This window comes from Acidovorax sp. GW458-11-26-14-TSB4, from assembly GCF_059423865.1.
On sequence record NZ_JBWKYR010000001.1, the window covers coordinates 156,920 to 175,327 of the forward strand.

Below are 18,408 nucleotides of genomic sequence, written 5' to 3' on the forward strand. Positions count from 1 at the left end.
TGTCATGTGCATGCCGCCCCAGGCGCTGACCAGTCCAGAAGGCGTTGATAGTCCAGCTTTGCATTGGGCAAAAGGGGTAGGTCGTCCACGTGCAAGCTGCGCACGTGCCCCCCAAACAGGTGGTAGCGGGCCTGCACCAGCAGCCGGACCTGGGCGATATCAGCAACGGCATCGCCGCTGCTGAACGCCACCAGGTCATCGTCCCGGCCCACACAAGTTATCTGCATCCCAAGAGCGGCCGACAACATCGCCTCCACTTCATCAAGGTTGATCCGGTGGCCCGAGACTTTCAGAAATCGCTTGGCGCGTCCGGTGATGAAGTAGAACCCTTCGTCGTCTGCCCGGCCCAAGTCTCCGGTTCTAAGCACGCCGTGTATTTCGTCCGCCCGGCCCAAGTCGTCACGAGCCGTCGCGTACCCCATCATCGCATTCGGCCCTTCGTACACCAGCTCTCCATTGGTGGAGTCCACATGCATGCGTCCCCCGGGGATGGGAATACCAATGCTTCCGACCTTGTCCAGCAGACGCTCCGGTGGAACATAGCTGATTCGTGGCGAAGCTTCCGTCTGCCCATACATGACAAAGAACTGGACCATGTGCTCAACGCAAGCGGTCGCAAAATAGCGTATATGCTCTTCGCGAAGACGGCCCCCCGCCTGAGTCAGCATGCGCAGGTTTGGCAACTGAGCACGTAGCCTGGGCAGGCCCATTCTTCGCAGCACATCGTAGGTCGCCGGCACGCCGGAGAGCGACGTGACTCCATTGGCGCCTGCCGATTCCCAAAAGGAGCGGGTCATCAGGCCGTCGCCATTCAACACAACGGCACCGCCGCATGCCAAGTGGCTGTTGAGGATGGACAAGCCAAAGGAATAGGCAAGAGGCAGGATGGTGATGGCGCGATCGGGTGGCTGGAGTCCAAGGTAGTCCCCAATGGAACGAGCATTGGTGCCGATAGCCGAGTGCGACAAGCGCACCAGCTTGACGGAGCCTGTGCTGCCGGATGTGCTCATCAGCAGGGCCAAGTCTGCATGCGGATCAAGCACTGGGGTGCTGTCGGCAAAACCCGTTCGCACGTGCAGGCACAGTTCGGCGCTGCGGTACATCGTCTGGTAGCCTTCTGGCGCCTCGCCAGCCGCGGCAAACCATTCGGGCCGGTAATGGCGCAGCAGGTCTGTCACGAGATCGGCATGCATGTCGGGCTGAATGAGCAGGGGCACCTGGCGGCGGGTACGGAGGGCCCCCAGGTACAAGGCCACTGCCGGTACACAAGCAGGCATGGCCAGCACCCCCATGCCGCGTCCCGCTGGCAGCAGACCTGCCAGTTCGTCAGCCATGTGCGCCAGTTCATGGTATCCCCATGCCCTGCTTCCCTCGATCAGTGCGATGCGCCGGCCGTGATGCTCAAGCTCCCAGAAATACTGCATTCAAACCACCATTTGGCCATCAATACCGATCACCTGGCCAGTGACGTAAGACGAGACATCGCTAAGAAGAAACGACACCAATTCAGCGACCTCCTGCGGAGAGCCAGCGCGGCCCATTCCGATGGAGGCGACCCGCTTGGCGTGCGCGACCTCGGTCATGGCGCGCGTCATGTCGGTATCGATGAAACCTGGAGAAACTGCGTTGACCCGTATCCCGTTGGGAGCAAGCTCTTTCGCCGCCGATCGCGTGGCGCCCAGCAAGGCAGCCTTGCTCGCAGAGTACAGGCTCAGGCCCGCCGCGCCATTGACGCCCATGATGGACACCAAGTTGACGATGCTTCCGCGGCGTGCGCGCACCATCAGGCGCGCCGCGTGCTGCATCGCCATCAAGGGCGCCTTCACATTGACGGCCAGCACGCGGTCAATGTCTTCGGCGCGGACCATTCCAAGCAATCCTTCGTGCAGAAGGCCCGCATTGTTCACCAACCCGTCAAGGCGGCCGAATTCGCTGAAAATCCGCCTGAACAGCTTCGCCATCGCATCCGTGTCGGTGACATCTAGCGCGGACACCAAAGGGGAGGGGCCGCCCGAGAGCACCAGTTCACTCGACAGCGCCCCCAGGGCCGCTTCGTCGCGTGCGACCAAGACCAACTGCACGTTCTGAGTGGACAGGCACTCTGCAACGGCCCTGCCGATACCCCTGGACGCGCCAGTGATCAGAACGACAGGCAGGACAGCGGTCATGGCTCAGACGTCTGCGCCATGCTTGCGCAAGATTTCCCGGGCCTTGCCGACCGAACTCATGTCGATGACGTCCTCCATATCGATCATGACGCCGAAGGCCTCTTCGAGTGCCACGACCACAGACATGTGGGCAATCGAATCCCATTGGGAAATGCTGGCATACCGAAGATCGTCAGTCACCGTTTCCGCGGGTACTCCAAGGACCGTGGCAAAAACAGACATGATCCGGTCACCGGATGCAGGGAGGTTCATACTCATACAAATTTCCGAAAGCCCAACAAGGTGGCATTGAATTGGAAGCCGAGCCGAGCATACAGGTTCAGTACCCCGGTGTTGGCGACGGAGATGAGTGTCGTGCATTGTCGGATGTCACGCTCTGCCAGGGACTGCAGTGCCGCAATCCAGAGGGGAAGTGCGAGGACAGCATAGGGGGCGGCCGCCCCGGTAAGCAACAACTCCGCACTGGAAGACCCAGGGTTCAACCGCTCAGCGTGAAAGCCGATGACCTGCCCTCGCAATTCTGCCGCAAAGACCAGCCCTTCTTCGACAAGATCCTCGACCCAGTTGGCGGTTCGTGTGGCAGCGCAAGTCGAATCAATGGCGGGGTCTTCCAGGAACCGTCCGTGATGAAAGTCTTCTGCAGCAATGCCGCGCAAGGCCTTGATGTCAGCACGTTTCGCAGGACGCAACAACGGCATCATCCCCTTAGGCACCACAGGCAGATTGAGAAACCCACTTCGGGACACCACCAAAGACGTTTCCACAAACTGGTAGCCGCGGTCTAGCAGCGCTTCTCTGACCAGCCGCTCAGTGGAGCGGACCCGTCCAAAAAGATACTGCACCGATTGCTCTCTGCACCATTCCTCTACAGCATCCAGCAAGCACGCAACGCTGCGGAGATCGTGTGCGGCCACGTCGGTGATTTCCGCGGTGGGAAACCCGAGGGCACGTTGATCCCATGGCGTCAGCCGCGCAACAATTCTTGCATCGTCTTGACTCAAAGAAAAATTGTTCATGGGCTCACCAACGACAAGGATATTGGAAGTTCGACGTCAAGCTCAATGGATTTCAATGTGGAACGGTGGAAGCCATCTTAATTTTCCTGCCGGCTCGCACAGCCAGCCTGCTCCCCGACGGCATAGGGCGGTCGCTCCATCGACCTAAAGTGCATTCTTGCAATATATTCCCCAATGATTCCCAAAGCGAACAACTGAACACCTGAGAAAATAGATATTATTGAAGCCAGAAAACTGAAGCCTGGAACTGCGCTGCCAAAAATCATATACTGAGCAAGCACATACGCCAGTATCAAAAACCCACAGAACGCAAACACCAGCCCCAAGACACTAGCCACCTGCAGTGGCAAAGTTGAAAATCCCGTCATCATATTGATGGCATGAATTATCAACTTACCAAGCGTATAACCCGAACTCCCCAGCAATCTTTTGTCCTGCCTGACTTTTACAGATGCGAATCTGGTGGTACCCCAAGTCAAAAGAACCTCAATATTGACCGTTGGGCTTTTGTAGTCCGCGAATGCATTTCGCACTTCTGCACGAAATGCTCTGAATGCACTGACCTTGCTCGCCGACTCTACTCCCATCGAACTCTGGAGTGCCAATTTTGTAATCTTTGATGCAAGGTCTCTGAAGAAGCCATGGGTTTCCTTCTCAGGCGATCCGTACACGACGTCATATCCCTCGCGGATTTTATGAATCAGCTTTGGTATTTCCTCCGGAGGATTCTGTAGGTCATCATCCATCGTGACAATTATTTCCCCCGTGGCAGCACGAATGCCGCAGAGCAATGCATTGTGCTGACCATAATTTCGAGCCAGCTTTATTCCTCGCACCCGAGCATCATGGGAGATCACATCCAGGATTTTTTTCCAAGTATCATCACCCCCACCGTCCTCCACAAGAATGAACTCAATATCCGAAAAAAGCGGGTCAAGAACCTGCACAAGCTTACTGTGCAGGATGCCGATGTTCTCCCCTGATCGAAAACAGGGAACCACAATGGATAATTTACTTGCGTCCATACAACTGCCACTCTCCACTTCTCTCGATCAGACGCACGGTATCGCCAGACTTTTCACGAATCCACTCTGATGCATCCAATGGATGGCGAACCAGAAAATAGTCAAACAACTCGCCTCTGTGATGCTGCCAATCCAATGATTGAGGTGACCACTCAAAGTCTATGTATATTTTCGAAGAAGCATCGGCTTTGTATCTCACCGGCATCCCCCAGAAACGAGCAAAGCTGAATTCCGCCAACCCTCCATGCTCCGCCTGGTACCAACCTGCAAAATGCAGATATAAAGGTGCGAAAGAAGCCTGACTCATGCGATTGAACGCGAGCATCAGCACTCTCTTTTCAGGCTCTGCTTTTTTCATTACCGCTTGATAGCCCCTTGCTTCTGCATCGAATACCATGGATCGAACCGAATGCCAACCGACAAACGCGATCGCAATGAATGCCATTCCAATGCCTGCCAGTCGTTGGTGTCGCGGCGCTTCACCGCTCTTCGCATCGAAACAAATATAGTAAAGAGGCAATCCAAAAATACCGAATCGCTGATAGGTAAACGCATTTCCTCCCAAGGCATGGGGAACACAGAGCATCCAGGCAATATACAACGCAAAAGGACTCCAGGCAAGAACAGAGCACTTTGGTCTTGCACCAAAAGCAAATGGAAGTAAAAGACAGAGCAAACCGATCAATTGCCCAATCCCAATCTGAGGCGAAGAAACCAGCGACGGCAGAAATTCAATCAATCGATTGATACCTATCGACCAGACAATCGCACCCCGCGCTTCAGGGGCAGAATTGTAGCCTATTACGAACCAAGCAATAGTGACAGGCAGCACTGAAAAAACGGGAAGGCTTCGCACCAGCCACTGCCTAAAACTTCTGCAGGAGTCTGCCAACATGAATATCGCAACAGCGCAAAAAAAGGCAGCTATTAAAAAGTGGGCAAAGAACAGAAAATGCACCCATGCAATTGTTTGTAAAATGGCCCTTTTACTTGATTTATCCCTCAGCTTCAGCACTTGCAGCAAGAATAAAAACCCAAACGGTGCTGCAACAATAAAATTGAGAAAACCCCATTGGTAAGCAAACCCGAACGGCAGAAGCAAAAAAAGCCATCTCCATTCAGCAGGCATTTTCATCCGAGCACAAAATCTCGCAGCAGCCCATACAAACAGACACTGTGATCCAGCAACCACAAGCTTCATTGCGATTACGGGATCGAAAAATATCGTGAATAACATCACCACGCCATACCCCAACCAGTACGGCGTAAACAGCTTCAACTCGAACATGTCGGAGAAGCGCCATGCACCTTCCGTCAGCAATGACTTCAGAGCAGCAACCTGTGCGGCATGTTGAGGCACGTCCACCATAGCTGGGTACAGAGGTAACATTACCGGGAGTGCGCACAACAAGCATGCCAAGAGAAAAAACCTATCCGAATAATATTTCATTAGGATGCTTTGGATCAGATGGAATACTTCAAAGAAGTCATGGCCATTAAACTACGATGACTAGCAGTTCATAATCAAAAACGGGTCAAATAATAAAAACGGTGCCCTGGGAATTTTCTTGAATTATAATCCATTAAGGCAATAAAGAGCGTCCGGTGCCTGGCTCTCCCCGTTACTCCGATAGATTTGGATGCCTGCTTTGCCGGCGGGTCGCGAGGCCTTCAAGCGGCGCGCGCCACTACCGCTGCACCCGCCGACAGGGCAACAAAAAGAACCGTGCAGCACGATGCCTCATTCCCACGCGCCGCGATGCTGCGGCTTCTCGTCAACGGCATTCGGAGGGAGCATACCTTGTCGGCAGTGAGCCAAGCGTCCGGTTCGCGAGATTCCTGCTGGAAGCCTGTCTATCCGTGGCACTTGTGCAGGCCCAATCCATTGGCCCCTGCGAGGAGTCCGTAGGTGTTGTTCCATTGACGTTGGGGGACAGTACCAGCGTATTTCCATCCAGGCCGACTGGAATGCCATTGCCTGAAGTAGCAGCAATGGATACGACAATAGGCCAAGGACTCACAGAGCCAGCGATGCTGATACCTTTGACATATTTGCTTGCACGAAGGCTTTGGGAAGCAGAGTTGAAAGCTGCGGCTGCAGCATCCATTCCGCCGATGCCACCGGCCTGAAAAGACTCGCTAAGCAGTTCTTTTCCCGGCCCGGTTGCCACCAATGCTTCGGATATCTTTGCCCGGATGGTGTAGTCCTGGTAGGCAGGAAGTGCCACGGCCGCGAGAATCCCAATGATTGCCACCACAATCATCAGCTCGATCAAGGTAAAACCTTTGTAAGAGTAGGTAAAGTGTGACATATGTGGCTCCGAATTCGGTTGAGTAGCCTTTTTACGCAAGTAGCATTCCAAGGCAGCCCCCGATAGCTAAAAATTATGGACCGAACCCATCGGCCTGGACATACCCTCGAATCTGCCCGCCATTGGGATCGACAAATGCTACCCAGTCCATCGACATGCGGCTCACCACGGGAAGCCACAACAGCGCGTCCGGCCGCAGGCCGCCCGCATTCTCAGCAGCCTGAGCGGCGCGTTTGTTGATCAGCTCAGTCGACTGGGGATTCAATGAAATCAGCTTGTCCAATGACATTGCCCGGGCCTTGACCTGAGCTACATTGAGTTCATAGTCTTGCCACCAATCAGGGCGCTGACCAGGCTCCACCCCTTGCAAAGACGCATCCACGCTCTCCATTTTTTCATCCGAGTTCCTGGCACTGCGAACTCCAAGCAAGCGAGGGGGCTCGAAGCTCAAGGGGCCCACCCACTTGGGAATGCTCTCGGGCCGCGACGTGTCGATATCTGCATAGCTGACCACCCTGAATCGGTCCACCTCGAACAGCAGAGCTATCGGCCGTGCCTGACTCAGACTGTAGACACCGTAGACCAGCGCGCTCATTTGAACTGCCACAATAAGCGCAATATCAACCCAAATAGCCCTTTGGGATTTATCCGGATCGATCAACAGCAGCGTGAGAATGGGGCCACAAACAACATCAACAAATATAATTAGAAAAAATAATTTCCAGCCCCCTGAAATATTAAGAAAAGGCTGCGGAAACCATATGCCTATTATCAAAAATGCAAGCAGGCCGCCGACAACGGTCGAAAAAGCAAAGTGGCGCAGCGCCCAGGGAGCAGCAAATCGAATTCTTCGCAAAATCTTCGATTCGGACGCATTCATCGTAGTACCCATTCAAATATCAATTCATGAATAGTTAAATACAAAAAGAACATCGCGCCAATTATTCGCCACCTTTCAGGTCACGCACAAACTGCTGAGAATAATCCATACAATTTTTTTCACCCTTTCGCTCGCACGTCAGAAGAACAAGCGTACGCATCGATCTCAGCATGGTATCTATATTGTAGGCCTTAAGGGTACTATAGTTTTCATGATACATACGAATTGCGTCTGATTTTCGCCCTTCAAGATAACTAATTGCGATTCTCTGGTGAATCACCTGATATTCTGATCCACGCATTGCAATTGATTCCGCAGAGTCTATAGCTTCTTTGGCTCGAACCAAATCACCCTCAAATATCATGAGCGCCTGAGAGTAGTTGGCGAGGATTCCCGCGTAGGACGCAGCATTCAGCCCCTTGGACTCCTCTTGGCGCATCTTCCATACGTCCTTGGCATTTACCACAAGCCCTTCCAAATAAGGAAGAGCTTCCGGGTCTTTTTTCCCAAGTAAAAATGAAGAGTAGATCATCTGAACGTCCAAAGGCATTCTTCCACCAAAACGCGCCTTGATCCTCTCGATCTCCTCATTAAGCTCCTTCGACGCCTCGGGTGTCTTGGCGTCCGCAAGAGAGATCAGATACATTGACCGTACCACAGAATTTTCTGGCTTTGCCCGATACTGCCAGCTCCAGAGTCGCAGATTGCTTTCCCACATGGATGTAACGGTATACGTCACCAATAAGGAAAGCAAAATCCACAGCGACGCAAGAACAACAAGCAGGCGGGGAATCATTGGCCGACTGGCCAATTTCTCGCGAAGCTCCATGAACAAGGCGACAAGTCCCAGCGAAAGAAAAATCAATGGCAGATACAAAAATCTGTCAGCACCTATGGTGTCACCCAGTCGGATCTTCAATATCCCAAGCACCGGAAATATTCCAATATAAAAACCCAACCAGAGCACTGCCCAAGCTCTACGCCTGACTGCGAAGACGAAAATGGCAACACCAAGGAGTAAAGCACCAAGCAATGCTGCGGGATGCTGTCGCATGGACATCAACTCAAGAGCAATATCCTGCCGAGGGCTGATGGAGCTAAATGGAACGAAACTCGTGTAAGTATAAAATGAGAGCGCGCGGAGCCACTGGTCATAGCCCTGTAATGCTTCTATGACTTGTGAAATTCCAAACGCTTCGTAAGAGACAAAACCAATTCCATGGCTTCGAAGATAAAGATACGGAATAACCGCCACCGCGTAGGAACACAAATAGGGTAGCGCCTTTCTGAGGGGTACCAGCAGCGATTGCGATGAGTCACGCGCAATGAAAATGAGACCCAGAAGGGGTGCAAACAATATACCAGTCTCTTTAGACAGCATGGCACCCATTGACAATAACGCGACCATTGCACAACGAATTACACTAGCAGGGCCCAAGGCGATTGAAACACCCGCCAGAATCAGCATGGTGGCCATGAGGTCAAAACGACCCGAAATCCAGGCGACCCCCTCAGTCAAAGAAGGGTGAACGGTATACAGAAGAGCAACAAAGACAGCCGCAGTGCGCGCACTGCTGCGCCCTTCAAAAATGCGGCATGCAATCGAATAAAGGAGACAGGTGTTGATGGCATGGATCAACACATTGATTGCGTGCGAATACAGAGGCTGCAGGTTGAAGACCTGCATTTCCATCATCCAGGTGCTCAAGACCAGAGGACGAAAATAGGGGGTATCGGGCAATACGGGCCGCGCCACGGCCTTCCAACTCCACGCGCCTTCACGCAACACGGTGTTTTCAAGGAACAGAGCTCCATCATCCCACACGTAGCCAAAGCCAAGGCTCTGTCCATAGAGCGCGGCAACAACGAGAACAATCAGCCCGTATGGCCAACCAGATTGGAGGGAATTGGATGAAGTTCGCACAAAGGCCTCGGCAAAGAAAAAAGCGAGGACAAGCCTCGCTTTTTAGAAGATAGCCAATATTAACGGCATTCAGAAGGCGCGTACTTAGCAGGCAGAGGAGTACCGGCAGAAACGGCACGGTTACCCAGGCCACGGTTCTGAGCGCTGGTGGTGGTGGCAGAAGTGCAGGCCCAATCGATGGCGCCTTGCACAGCATCAGTAGGAATCGCGCTTTGCACGTTGGGGAAGAAACTCAGCGTGTTGCCGTTCAGACCGCTGGGGATGCCGTTGCCAGAGTTGGCAGCAACGGTAACGAGGATGGTCCATGGGCTGGCAGCGGTAACGCTGTAGCCCTGAACGTACTTCGAGCGCTTGGTTTCAATGGATGCAGCGTTGATCGCGGAAGCAGCCGCAGTCAAGCCCCCGACGGAATCCGTCTGGAAGGCTTCCGACATGGCGCTCTTGGGCGAACTGCCAGCGATCACTGCTTCAGACACCTTGGCGCGGATGGTGTAGTCCTGGTACGCAGGCAGAGCCACGGCAGCCAGGATACCGATGATCGCCACAACGATCATCAATTCGATCAGGGTGAAACCCTTTTGCATGAAACGCTTCATAAATAACTCCTCGGAGGTCAATTGCAATTGAAACCTGCAGAAAATTCTCCAGGCTGGCTCAACATGAGCAGGTTTTGTGCCACCTTGCGAAACCGATGGCATGGTACCTGAACCCCTCCCCCAAATGGGTCATTTGTCACCGAAGTGTTTCCCGAACCCCACAGGAGATCTCACAGCGACATTTTTGTCGTACCACGAACGTCACCATCTGCAACAGAGTGGTCAGAACTCGAAGACATCCCCCGCTTTGAGCCAGTAAATGTCATGGGGGGCAGCGCCCAGCGGTCCAGCGCTCTGGTCGAAGCGTCGGATCTCTTCCATGATGAGCTCGGTCTCGGACGGCTTGGTATGGGTGATATAGATGGGGCAACGCTTGCCAGGGGTCAGCTGCGCCAGTTCCTGGGCCAGGGTGTGGGGTGAGAGGTGCAGGCTGCGCTGGGCCAAGGAGGTTTCGCGGTTGCTGAAGGCGGTCTCGATGACCAGCATGGCGACCGGCAAAGCATTGACCCGGTTCCAGAAGTCCGGATTGCGGCCGGTGTCGCCGCTGAAAACCCACCAGCCCGTGCTGCCCGCCACCGCGTAGCCCACGGCGGGCACGGTGTGCACGGCGGGCAGAACCTCCAGGTGCACGTCTTCGACCTTCAATCGCTCCCCGACCGAGATGATCTGGTACTGCAGGAAGGGCTGGTCAGACGTGGGGATGCTGCTGAAGTCGGGCCAGATGACGTTGTTGAACACGTGTGCCTGCAGCGCGGCAATGGTGCCGGTCAGCGCGTGGACCTGCACCGGGCTGTTGCGCAGGGACGACACGGCATCGAGCATCAGGGGCAGCGCCGCGATGTGGTCCAGGTGCGAATGCGTGAGGAACACATGGTCGATGCGGCGCATTTCGTCCAGCGTCAGGTCGCCCACCCCCGTCCCCGCATCGATGAGGATGTTGTCGTTGACCAGGAATGAGGTGGTCCGGCAGTCTTTGGCAATGGCCCCGGAGCACCCCAGTACGCGAACCTTCATGTCATGCAGTCCTGTTTGCTGTCGTCTCTTGGGTTATCGGTGCGGGCTGCGGCCATTGTCCTACTTGGTGTCGAATTGGGTGGCACCGTCCCAATCCGGCTGAAAGGGTAACACCCGCAGGGCCTCTATGCGGCCTGCGTACAGCGAATACAGGATGTTTCCAGGTTCCGAAGCGTGCAAATTCCGCAAAAGCAGGGCAGATGCATCCCATTCCTGGGCCCGGTAGGCGGCGAGAAACTGCTGCCAGAGCGCCAGTTGCTGCACCCGCTCGGGTGGCAGCGGCTCGGACGAAGCAGCCAAGGGGGTGTAGATGGTGACCGCCTGCGCCTTGCCCTTGACGCGCACCCGGTCCAGTTCCTGCCAGATGAAACCCGGCGCCATGGCCCGGGTGGAGTCGCTGACCACCATGGTGACCCCGTAGGTTTTGGAGAGACCTTCCAGCCGCGAGCCCAGGTTCACGGCATCGCCGATCACGGTGTAGCTGCGCCGGATGTCCGAGCCCATGTCCCCCACGCACATGGAGCCGGTGTTCAGGCCGATGCCCACGCCGATCTCCGGCAGGCCCTTGCCGCGGTGCTCCTCGTTGAGCTGGCCAATCGCCCGGGCCATGTCCAGCGCCGCCGCCACCGCCAGCTCGGCGTGCCCGGGGGTGGCCACCGGAGCCCCCCAGAAGGCCATCACGCAATCCCCCATGTACTTGTCGATCGTGCCCTGGCGGCGGCCACGGATGATGTGGGTCAGGCGGCTGAACACGCCATTGAGCATGGCCTGCAGTTGCAGAGGCTCCATGGTTTCCGACAGCGCGGTAAAGCCGCGCATGTCGCAGAACATCACCGTCAATTCCTGGTTGCTGGCATCCATGCTGTAGCGCTCAGGCTCCTTGACCATCTCGTCCACCAGTTCGGGTGGAACATAGGTCCCGAACAGAGCGGCCAGCTCCCGCTTGGAGCGGCTTTCGACAAAATAGCCGTAGACCATGTTCAACGTGAAAGCCGACAGTGCCAGCACCAGCACCGTCGCCAAGGGCATCACCAAGCCCTGTGTCTCATAGAACCAGAGATTCAGCGCCACCAGCCCGGCAAACACCCCGGCACTGAGCACCATCGCCCAACCCGCCGTCAGCAGCGGCAGCGAGAAGGCCAGCAGCAAGCCCACCAGCAGCAGCTGAAAGCCATCGAAATCAATGGCGTAGTCCGGCTGGACGATGGTCGTCCCGTCGATGAACGCCGACAGCACATTGGCATGCGCCTCCACCCCGGGATAGGCACGGCCCACGGGCGTCACGCGCAGATCGACCAGGCCGGGCGCCGTGGACCCGACCAACACCAGGCGGCCTTTCAGGCTGCCGGCCGCCAGCTTGCCCTCCAGTACATCGCTCGCGGAGACATAGCGGAACGAACCACCCGATACATCGCCCAGGCCCCGGTAGGGAATCAGGGTGGCCAGATTGGCGTCGACCGGTAGCGCCAGGCGGGCCTGGTCCTTGCGCAGCTGGATGCCCTTCAACACATCATGGTCGAATTCCGAGGTTGCATAGAGCGGGTACAGATCCGACCGGCCTGTTGCCATGCGCAGCATGGCCAGCGCCAGCGACTCGTAGTAGCGGCCCTGGTACTCGGCCAGCAGCGGCAGGGAGCGCACCACCCCGTCAGGATCGGTGACGGAATTGAAGAACCCGGCCGACGGCGCCGCCTTGGCGAGCACCCCGATGTTGCTGCCATGCCCTTGCCAGGAGGTGGCCCGCAGCGGCTTGCCTCGCAGCCGGTCCAGGGGCAGCGCGGGTTCTGGCAGGACGCCGCGCGCACGCCCATCCCGGTCGCTGGTGAAGTAGTAGCCCAGCACCACGGGCCGGCCCTGCAAGGCCCGGCCGAACTGCGCGTCGTAGTCCAACTCCGGGGCCAGGCGCGCCAATTGCTCGGCAAAGCCAGCCTGCCCGCGCAGGGGGCCTTGCGCCAGGTTCTGCAGGCTGGCCAGGCCCGAGCTGCCGTCGGGCTCCGCAAACACGACGTCGAAGCCCAACACCGCCACCTGCTGGCGCTCCAGCAACTCGCTCGCAAACCGGGCCATCTTGTCGCGGCCCCAGGGCCACTGGCCGGTGCGCTCCAGGCTCCGCTCATCAATGTCGACGATGACGATGCGCTCGTCCATGGTGCCCGGCATGGTGGCGCGCAGCCGGGTGTCGTAGATGATGTTTTCCAGCCGCTCAAGCACCTGCAGGTGCAGGATTCCGCCCACGTGAAGCAGGGCGAACAGCAGCGGCAATAGCGTGACGGCGATGCGGCGCCAGCGGCGCGCCAACCAGGAGCCGGTCCGTGGCCGCATCAGAAAGGCTCAGTTCGGTGGCACCCGGCGCGGGGCAGACAAGGGGCCGGGCCAGGCAAGCGGCACGGCGCGCCCGTCAGGTCTGCTCGAACTGCATCTCGGTGCCGGCCAGCTCCAGCTTGTCGCCGTGCTTGAGCGGCACGGGCGACAGGCCGATGGCCGAGCCGTTGAGCAGCGGCATGTCCGGGCCTTCCACATGCGCCAGCACGAAGCCATGGTGGCGCTTGGTGATGGAAGCCACGGCCACGCCGGGCTTGCCGATGGTGGTCACCACCTTGAGCAGAGACACCTCGCGGCCGGCGGCGGCACCGGACATCACCTTGATCACCGCCGTCATCGGTGCGGGCGCGGGCGCTGCCGGCAGACCGGCTGGGCGCGACGCCGTGCCCAGCGGCGGCACCATGCCGGGCTTGAAGATCATGGTCTTCTCGAAGTTCTCGCCCTCGGCCTCGTGCAGGAAGCGGATCTTGTACTTGCCCACTTCCACCGTGTCGCCATTGCGCAGCTCCTGGCGCTTGACGGCCTTGGCGTTCACATAGGTGCCGTTGGTGCTGCCCAGGTCTTCGATCTCGACGTCATGCCCGATCATGTGGAAGATCGCGTGCTCGCCACTCACCGCCAGATTGTCGATCACGATATCGTTGTATGGCCTGCGTCCAAGGGTGGTGCGGTCCTTGGTCAACTGAACTTCCTTGATGACGACGCCGTCGATCGAAACGATCATTCTGGGCATGATCCACTCCTGATTTGAGATTTGTTATGGGCCGGCACCGTCAGGCAGCACCCAGCAGGCGGGACATCAGGCTGCGCTTCTTGCCCCCCGCGCCGGCCTGTACCAGCAGTACGCTAACGTTATCACGACCACCGTGTGCATTGGCGGTATCAATAAGCAATGTGGTTTTTTCCTCCAGCGGGAGGGTGGCACGCACCATCTCCGCCAGATCGGCATCGGACACCATGTCCGTGAGCCCGTCCGAGCACATCAGGAACAGGTCGTGCGGCGCCACCTGGAATTCGTTGACCTCCATGAGCACATTTGGCTCCACCCCCAAGGCCCGGGTGACCAGGTTGCGGTTGGAGGAGATGGCCGCCTGGTGCGGCGTGAGGATACCGGCATCCACCTGCTCCTGCAGCCACGAATGGTCGCGCGTGATCTGCTGCAGCACCCCGCCGCGCAGGCGGTAGCAGCGTGAATCGCCGATGTGGCCCAGGATCAGCCGCGAGCCCTGGAAGATGCCGGCCACCAGCGTGGTGCCCATGCCGGCGTACTGGGGGTTCGACAACGACGCGCCCAGGATGGCGTGGTTCGCGTTTTCCACGCAGATTTCCAGCGCCCGGCGCACGTCGGTCGATTGGGGTGTGCTGCCGGCCTGGGCCAGCCAGCGGGCCATTTCCGTGCGGATGAAGGTCGTGGCCATGCCGCTGGCCACTTCGCCTGCGTTGTAGCCGCCCATGCCATCGGCCAGGATGGCCAGTTGGGCATCCCGGTCGATCGCGACGGCGTCTTCGTTGTTGCTGCGCACCCGCCCCCGATCGGTGCGCGCAAAAAAATCGTAATTCATGGATAAAGCGGCGCGGCCCTCATCGGGCACTGGATGGCGGCAGCGAAGAATCTCCCTGTGCAGGGTATTCCGTCAGCGTTTCCTGAAAGTCCGCCATGTCGTTCCGTGTTGCCTTGCGAGCCGCATCATAGACGACTGTCCGCGGGTTTGTAGCGCTTTCAGCACCCACCAGTGCCGCCAGTGCACGCCGTATCTCGGCCGCAAACTGGCGCCCCGTCTGGTAACGGGCTTCGGGGCGCTTCATCATCGACAGCGCCACCACCTCGGCCACCTCGGCCGGCAGCTCGGGCCGCAGCGTGCGCACGTCGGGCGCCGGCACGCTGGCGATCTTGTGCATCAGCTCGGGCATGGAGGCCCCGCGCAAGGGCAGCGAGCCGGTGAGCATCTGGAACAGGGTCACGCCCAGCGAATACAGGTCCGAGCGCCCATCCACCTTCTTGCCCGCCAGCTGCTCGGGCGACATGAAGCTGGGTGTGCCCAGCACCAGGCCCGTGCGGGTCTTGTTCGAGTCGGTGAGACGCGCGATGCCGAAGTCGGTCACCTTGACCGCATCGGTTGCCGCGTCGAACATGACGTTGGCCGGCTTGATGTCGCGGTGCACCACCTGGTTGGCATGGGCGTAGTCCAGCGCCTCGGCCACGCGGGCCGCCACCGACAGGGCCAGCGGCACCGGCAGCAGATTGCCTTCCTTGCAGAAGGGCGACAGGTCCGTGCCCTTGAGGAACTCCATGGAGATGTAGGCCAGGTCGTGTTCCTCCCCCGCATCGAAGATGGTCACGATGTAGGGGTGCTGCAGCCGCCCTGCCGTCTCGGCCTCGCGGAAGAAACGTGAACGCGCGTCGATCAGCCCATCGCCCTCGAACTCCTGGCCCAGCGCCAGCGTCTTGATGGCCACCAGGCGACCGATCTTCGGGTCGCGCCCCAGGTACACCACGCCCATGGAGCCCTTGCCGATCTCCTTGGTGATCTCGTAGCGGCCCAGCATGGGCAGGCCGACGCTCGCATCCCCCGGCAGACGCGGCGTGGCCGGCACGCTGGGCATGGGCATCGGTGCCGAACTCGGCGGCGGCGACGTATCGGGCTGGCCCGAGGCCGACTTGGCGCGGGCGCGCACCTTGCGGTAGCGGGTCTTGGCGTCCTTGTACTGCCGGTCGTGGCGCAGGATGCGCTCGTACACCAGCTTGGCCATGGCGTAATTGCGCTTGCGCTCGAAGTCCTGCGCCAGATGGTACAGATTGTCCTTGAGTGCCTCGGTCATCGGCAGCCGGCGAAAATGCTCGAAGGCCTGCTCCAGCTTGCCCTGGCCGTGCAGCGCCAGGCCCAGCATGCGCTTGGACTCGGCGGCCTCGGCCGACTTGCTGCTGCGGGAGGTGCCACGGCCACCGCGCAGCTTCAGCGCCAGCATCACGGCCTGTCCCACGGCCACCACCAGAGCTGCCCCGAGCAGCGAGAACGACAGCAGCGCATGCTCCAGCGCCAGCCACTGGGCGCCGGCCAGCGCCAGCAGCAAGGCCACGCTCACGGCCAGGCCGGCCAGGGCGCTCACCTGCGGCAGCGCCAGTGCCAGGTAGAGCAGGGCGACCACGATGGCCAGCCATGCCGCGGGCTGCGCCCACGGCGGCACCACCACGGCATGGCCCTGGCGGATGGCCGACACCATCTGCGCCAGCACCTCGACCGGGTACAGCGACTGGCCACCCGGCGTGGCAAGGGGCTCCGCCAGCGCGGGCGCGCTGAAACCCACCAGCACCGTCTTGCCCTGGAAGCCGGAAGCGCCCGCAGTGGGAGCCAGCACCTGGGCGAAGGCCGTGCGCGCAAAGGCCGGCTGACCGGCTTCTGGCGCATGGAACAGCGGGCGCAGCACCGAGTGGCTGTCGGTAGCGATGCCCAGGCTGCCCAGGCGCAGCCAGGGTGGCGCGGCCTGCAGGCGCAGATCGGCCTGGCCCAATTGCAAGCTGCGCTGCGCTGTCAGCAGCGCTACCGATGGCACTGCGACGCCGTCATGGGCCAGCAGCAGCGGCATCTGGCGCAGCACGCCATCCGCGTCGGGGGTCAGGTACAGATGGCCGATGGCGGATGCCGCTGCCCCCAGCATTGCCGGCGGATGCCGGCCCGAAACGGCAGGAACGGCATGCTCGCCCGGCGCCGCGAGCGCACTGCGGCGCACATGCGACGGCAGCGGCGCAGCGGGCCCGGCCGCCGCGTACTGCGATGCCAGCACCACGTTGCCCGCGCGCTGCAGGCTCAAGGCCAGCCGGGCATCGCCCGACGGAGCGGCAATCTCGGCGGCAGGCATTGGCGTCTGGGGCTCGCCAGGGGTGGCAGGCGCGGCAGCGGGTTGGGGAATTGGGCGCGCCAGCGTTTCCGGCAGCGGCAGGGCATAAACAATGGCCCGGGCGCCCGCTTGCGCCAGTTGGTCGACAAAGCGCGCATGCACCTCGGGCTGCCAGGGCCAGGGACCCAGGGCCTTGAAACTGCGCTCATCGATGCCGACGACGGCCAGGTCGGCGGCCGGCTCGGCCGCTGTGGAGCCGACAGCGGCGTCGTACATGGCCAGATCCAGGCGCTGCACCCAACCCATCACGCTGGCAAGCGCCACCACGATGGCGGCCACCAGTGTGCAGACAAAGCCATCGGTACGCCACCAAACCAGCTGCTGTGCCGACGTTTTTCTGCCCACTTGCAATCGATCCACGGAGGTAATGAGATACCTTTAGAAGCAATTTCCAAGCCCGGTCTTCACCGGCCCTGATTCGCTCCATGCGGCGCCAGGAACCCCTCTAGCAGGGCTCTTGCCTGCCGTTCTTGTCGTTGCCCTGCAACACGGGTGTTGCAGATGCCATTTTTGTCAGGCCGCAGCACGGCTGGCGCGCAGGCGCCAGAGCTTGCCGCCGCCCACCACCAGGATCGCACCGAGTGCCGCGGCCACGTAATGCAGCGACGGATGGGCGGCCACCAGGCCCTGCAGCGCCGTATCGCCGGCGATGGTCTCGCCCGCCACCCACCCGATCAGGGCGGCGCCCAGGACCACGATCAAGGGGAAGCGCTCCATCAGCTTGATCATCATCGTGCTGCCGAAGACCACCAGCGGAATGCTGATGGCCAGGCCCAGAACCAGCAGCATGGTGCTGCCCTGCGCAGCGGCAGCCACGGCGATCACGTTGTCCAGGCTCATCACCAGGTCGGCGATCAGGATGGTGCGCACGGCGGCCATCAGGCTGCCATAGGTCTTGGATTCGCCTTCTTCCTCATCGCCATCGCTCAGCAGCTGGAAACCGATCCACAGCAGCAGGCAACCACCCACGATCTGCAGGAAGGAAAGCGCCAGCAGCTTGGCTGCCACCACGGTGAGCAGCACGCGCAGCACCACGGCTGCGCCAGAACCCCAGAACACCGCCTTGCGCTGCTGCTCTGGAGGCAGCGAGCGCGCAGCCAGAGCGATCACCACCGCGTTGTCACCCGAGAGGATGATGTTGATCCAGACGATCTTGACCAGACCGATCCAGAAATCGGTTGATTGCAGAAATTCCATTGTCAATGACTCCACTGTTATGAATGCAAGAAGCGCCCGGAACCGGGGTTCCCGGGG

Annotated in this window: 16 protein-coding genes; all 16 read right to left on the minus strand. The window is 59.2% G+C overall.

All coding sequences use genetic code 11. From position 1 onward, the window contains the following. Positions 1-2 precede the first annotated feature (2 nt). The 16 genes from AC07X5_RS00775 to AC07X5_RS00850 all read right to left on the minus strand — a co-directional run bounded on the left by AC07X5_RS00775 (position 3) and on the right by AC07X5_RS00850 (position 18,351). Positions 3-1,424: an AMP-binding protein gene (locus tag AC07X5_RS00775; RefSeq protein WP_494768677.1), complete on the minus strand. Its 1,422-nt coding sequence runs from the start codon at positions 1,422-1,424 to the stop codon at positions 3-5. Further along, entirely contained in the window at positions 1,425-2,168 is a 744-nt protein-coding gene (locus AC07X5_RS00780) for an SDR family NAD(P)-dependent oxidoreductase (protein ID WP_494768678.1), read from the minus strand. It lies immediately after the preceding gene. A 3-nt stretch (positions 2,169-2,171) separates the two neighbouring features. Next, the gene (locus AC07X5_RS00785) at positions 2,172-2,426 is read right to left on the minus strand and encodes an acyl carrier protein (protein WP_494768679.1); all 255 of its coding nucleotides are present in this window, start codon (positions 2,424-2,426) and stop codon (positions 2,172-2,174) included. Next, positions 2,423-3,184: a GNAT family N-acetyltransferase gene (locus AC07X5_RS00790; protein WP_494768680.1), complete on the minus strand. Its 762-nt coding sequence runs from the start codon at positions 3,182-3,184 to the stop codon at positions 2,423-2,425. Before AC07X5_RS00790 ends, AC07X5_RS00785 begins: the two co-directional genes overlap by 4 nt. Before the next feature lie 77 nt (positions 3,185-3,261). Then, positions 3,262-4,209: a glycosyltransferase family 2 protein gene (locus tag AC07X5_RS00795; RefSeq protein ID WP_494768681.1), complete on the minus strand. Its 948-nt coding sequence runs from the start codon at positions 4,207-4,209 to the stop codon at positions 3,262-3,264. Beyond that, positions 4,196-5,578 carry a hypothetical protein gene (locus AC07X5_RS00800; RefSeq protein WP_494768682.1) on the minus strand — a complete coding sequence of 461 codons (1,383 nt, stop codon included), beginning with the start codon at positions 5,576-5,578 and terminating at the stop codon, positions 4,196-4,198. The genes AC07X5_RS00795 and AC07X5_RS00800 overlap by 14 nt, the downstream gene beginning before the upstream one ends. Before the next feature lie 406 nt (positions 5,579-5,984). Continuing rightward, entirely contained in the window at positions 5,985-6,521 is a 537-nt protein-coding gene (locus tag AC07X5_RS00805; RefSeq protein ID WP_494768683.1) for a pilin, read from the minus strand. 73 nt (positions 6,522-6,594) lie between these two features. Beyond that, the gene (locus AC07X5_RS00810; protein ID WP_494768684.1) at positions 6,595-7,413 is read right to left on the minus strand and encodes a TfpX/TfpZ family type IV pilin accessory protein; all 819 of its coding nucleotides are present in this window, start codon (positions 7,411-7,413) and stop codon (positions 6,595-6,597) included. 49 nt (positions 7,414-7,462) lie between these two features. Continuing rightward, complete coding sequence (locus AC07X5_RS00815; RefSeq protein WP_494768685.1) at positions 7,463-9,325, minus strand: hypothetical protein; 1,863 nt, start codon at positions 9,323-9,325, stop codon at positions 7,463-7,465. Between the two features lie 59 nt (positions 9,326-9,384). Beyond that, positions 9,385-9,921, minus strand: a complete 537-nt coding sequence (locus tag AC07X5_RS00820) for a pilin (protein ID WP_494768686.1) — start codon at positions 9,919-9,921, stop codon at positions 9,385-9,387. A gap of 222 nt (positions 9,922-10,143) precedes the next feature. Beyond that, positions 10,144-10,935: an MBL fold metallo-hydrolase gene (locus AC07X5_RS00825; protein WP_409962298.1), complete on the minus strand. Its 792-nt coding sequence runs from the start codon at positions 10,933-10,935 to the stop codon at positions 10,144-10,146. 60 nt (positions 10,936-10,995) lie between these two features. Then, positions 10,996-13,257, minus strand: a complete 2,262-nt coding sequence (locus tag AC07X5_RS00830) for a CHASE2 domain-containing protein (protein ID WP_494768687.1) — start codon at positions 13,255-13,257, stop codon at positions 10,996-10,998. Between the two features lie 76 nt (positions 13,258-13,333). Further along, on the minus strand, positions 13,334-13,990 hold the full coding sequence (locus AC07X5_RS00835; protein WP_409962302.1) for an FHA domain-containing protein: 657 nt from the start codon (positions 13,988-13,990) through the stop codon (positions 13,334-13,336). Between the two features lie 40 nt (positions 13,991-14,030). Further along, on the minus strand, positions 14,031-14,819 hold the full coding sequence (locus AC07X5_RS00840; protein ID WP_494768688.1) for a Stp1/IreP family PP2C-type Ser/Thr phosphatase: 789 nt from the start codon (positions 14,817-14,819) through the stop codon (positions 14,031-14,033). Between the two features lie 19 nt (positions 14,820-14,838). Then, positions 14,839-17,499 carry a CHASE2 domain-containing serine/threonine-protein kinase gene (locus tag AC07X5_RS00845; RefSeq protein ID WP_494768689.1) on the minus strand — a complete coding sequence of 887 codons (2,661 nt, stop codon included), beginning with the start codon at positions 17,497-17,499 and terminating at the stop codon, positions 14,839-14,841. A 168-nt stretch (positions 17,500-17,667) separates the two neighbouring features. Then, entirely contained in the window at positions 17,668-18,351 is a 684-nt protein-coding gene (locus tag AC07X5_RS00850) for a TerC family protein (protein ID WP_494768690.1), read from the minus strand. Between the last annotated feature and the right edge of the window lie 57 nt (positions 18,352-18,408).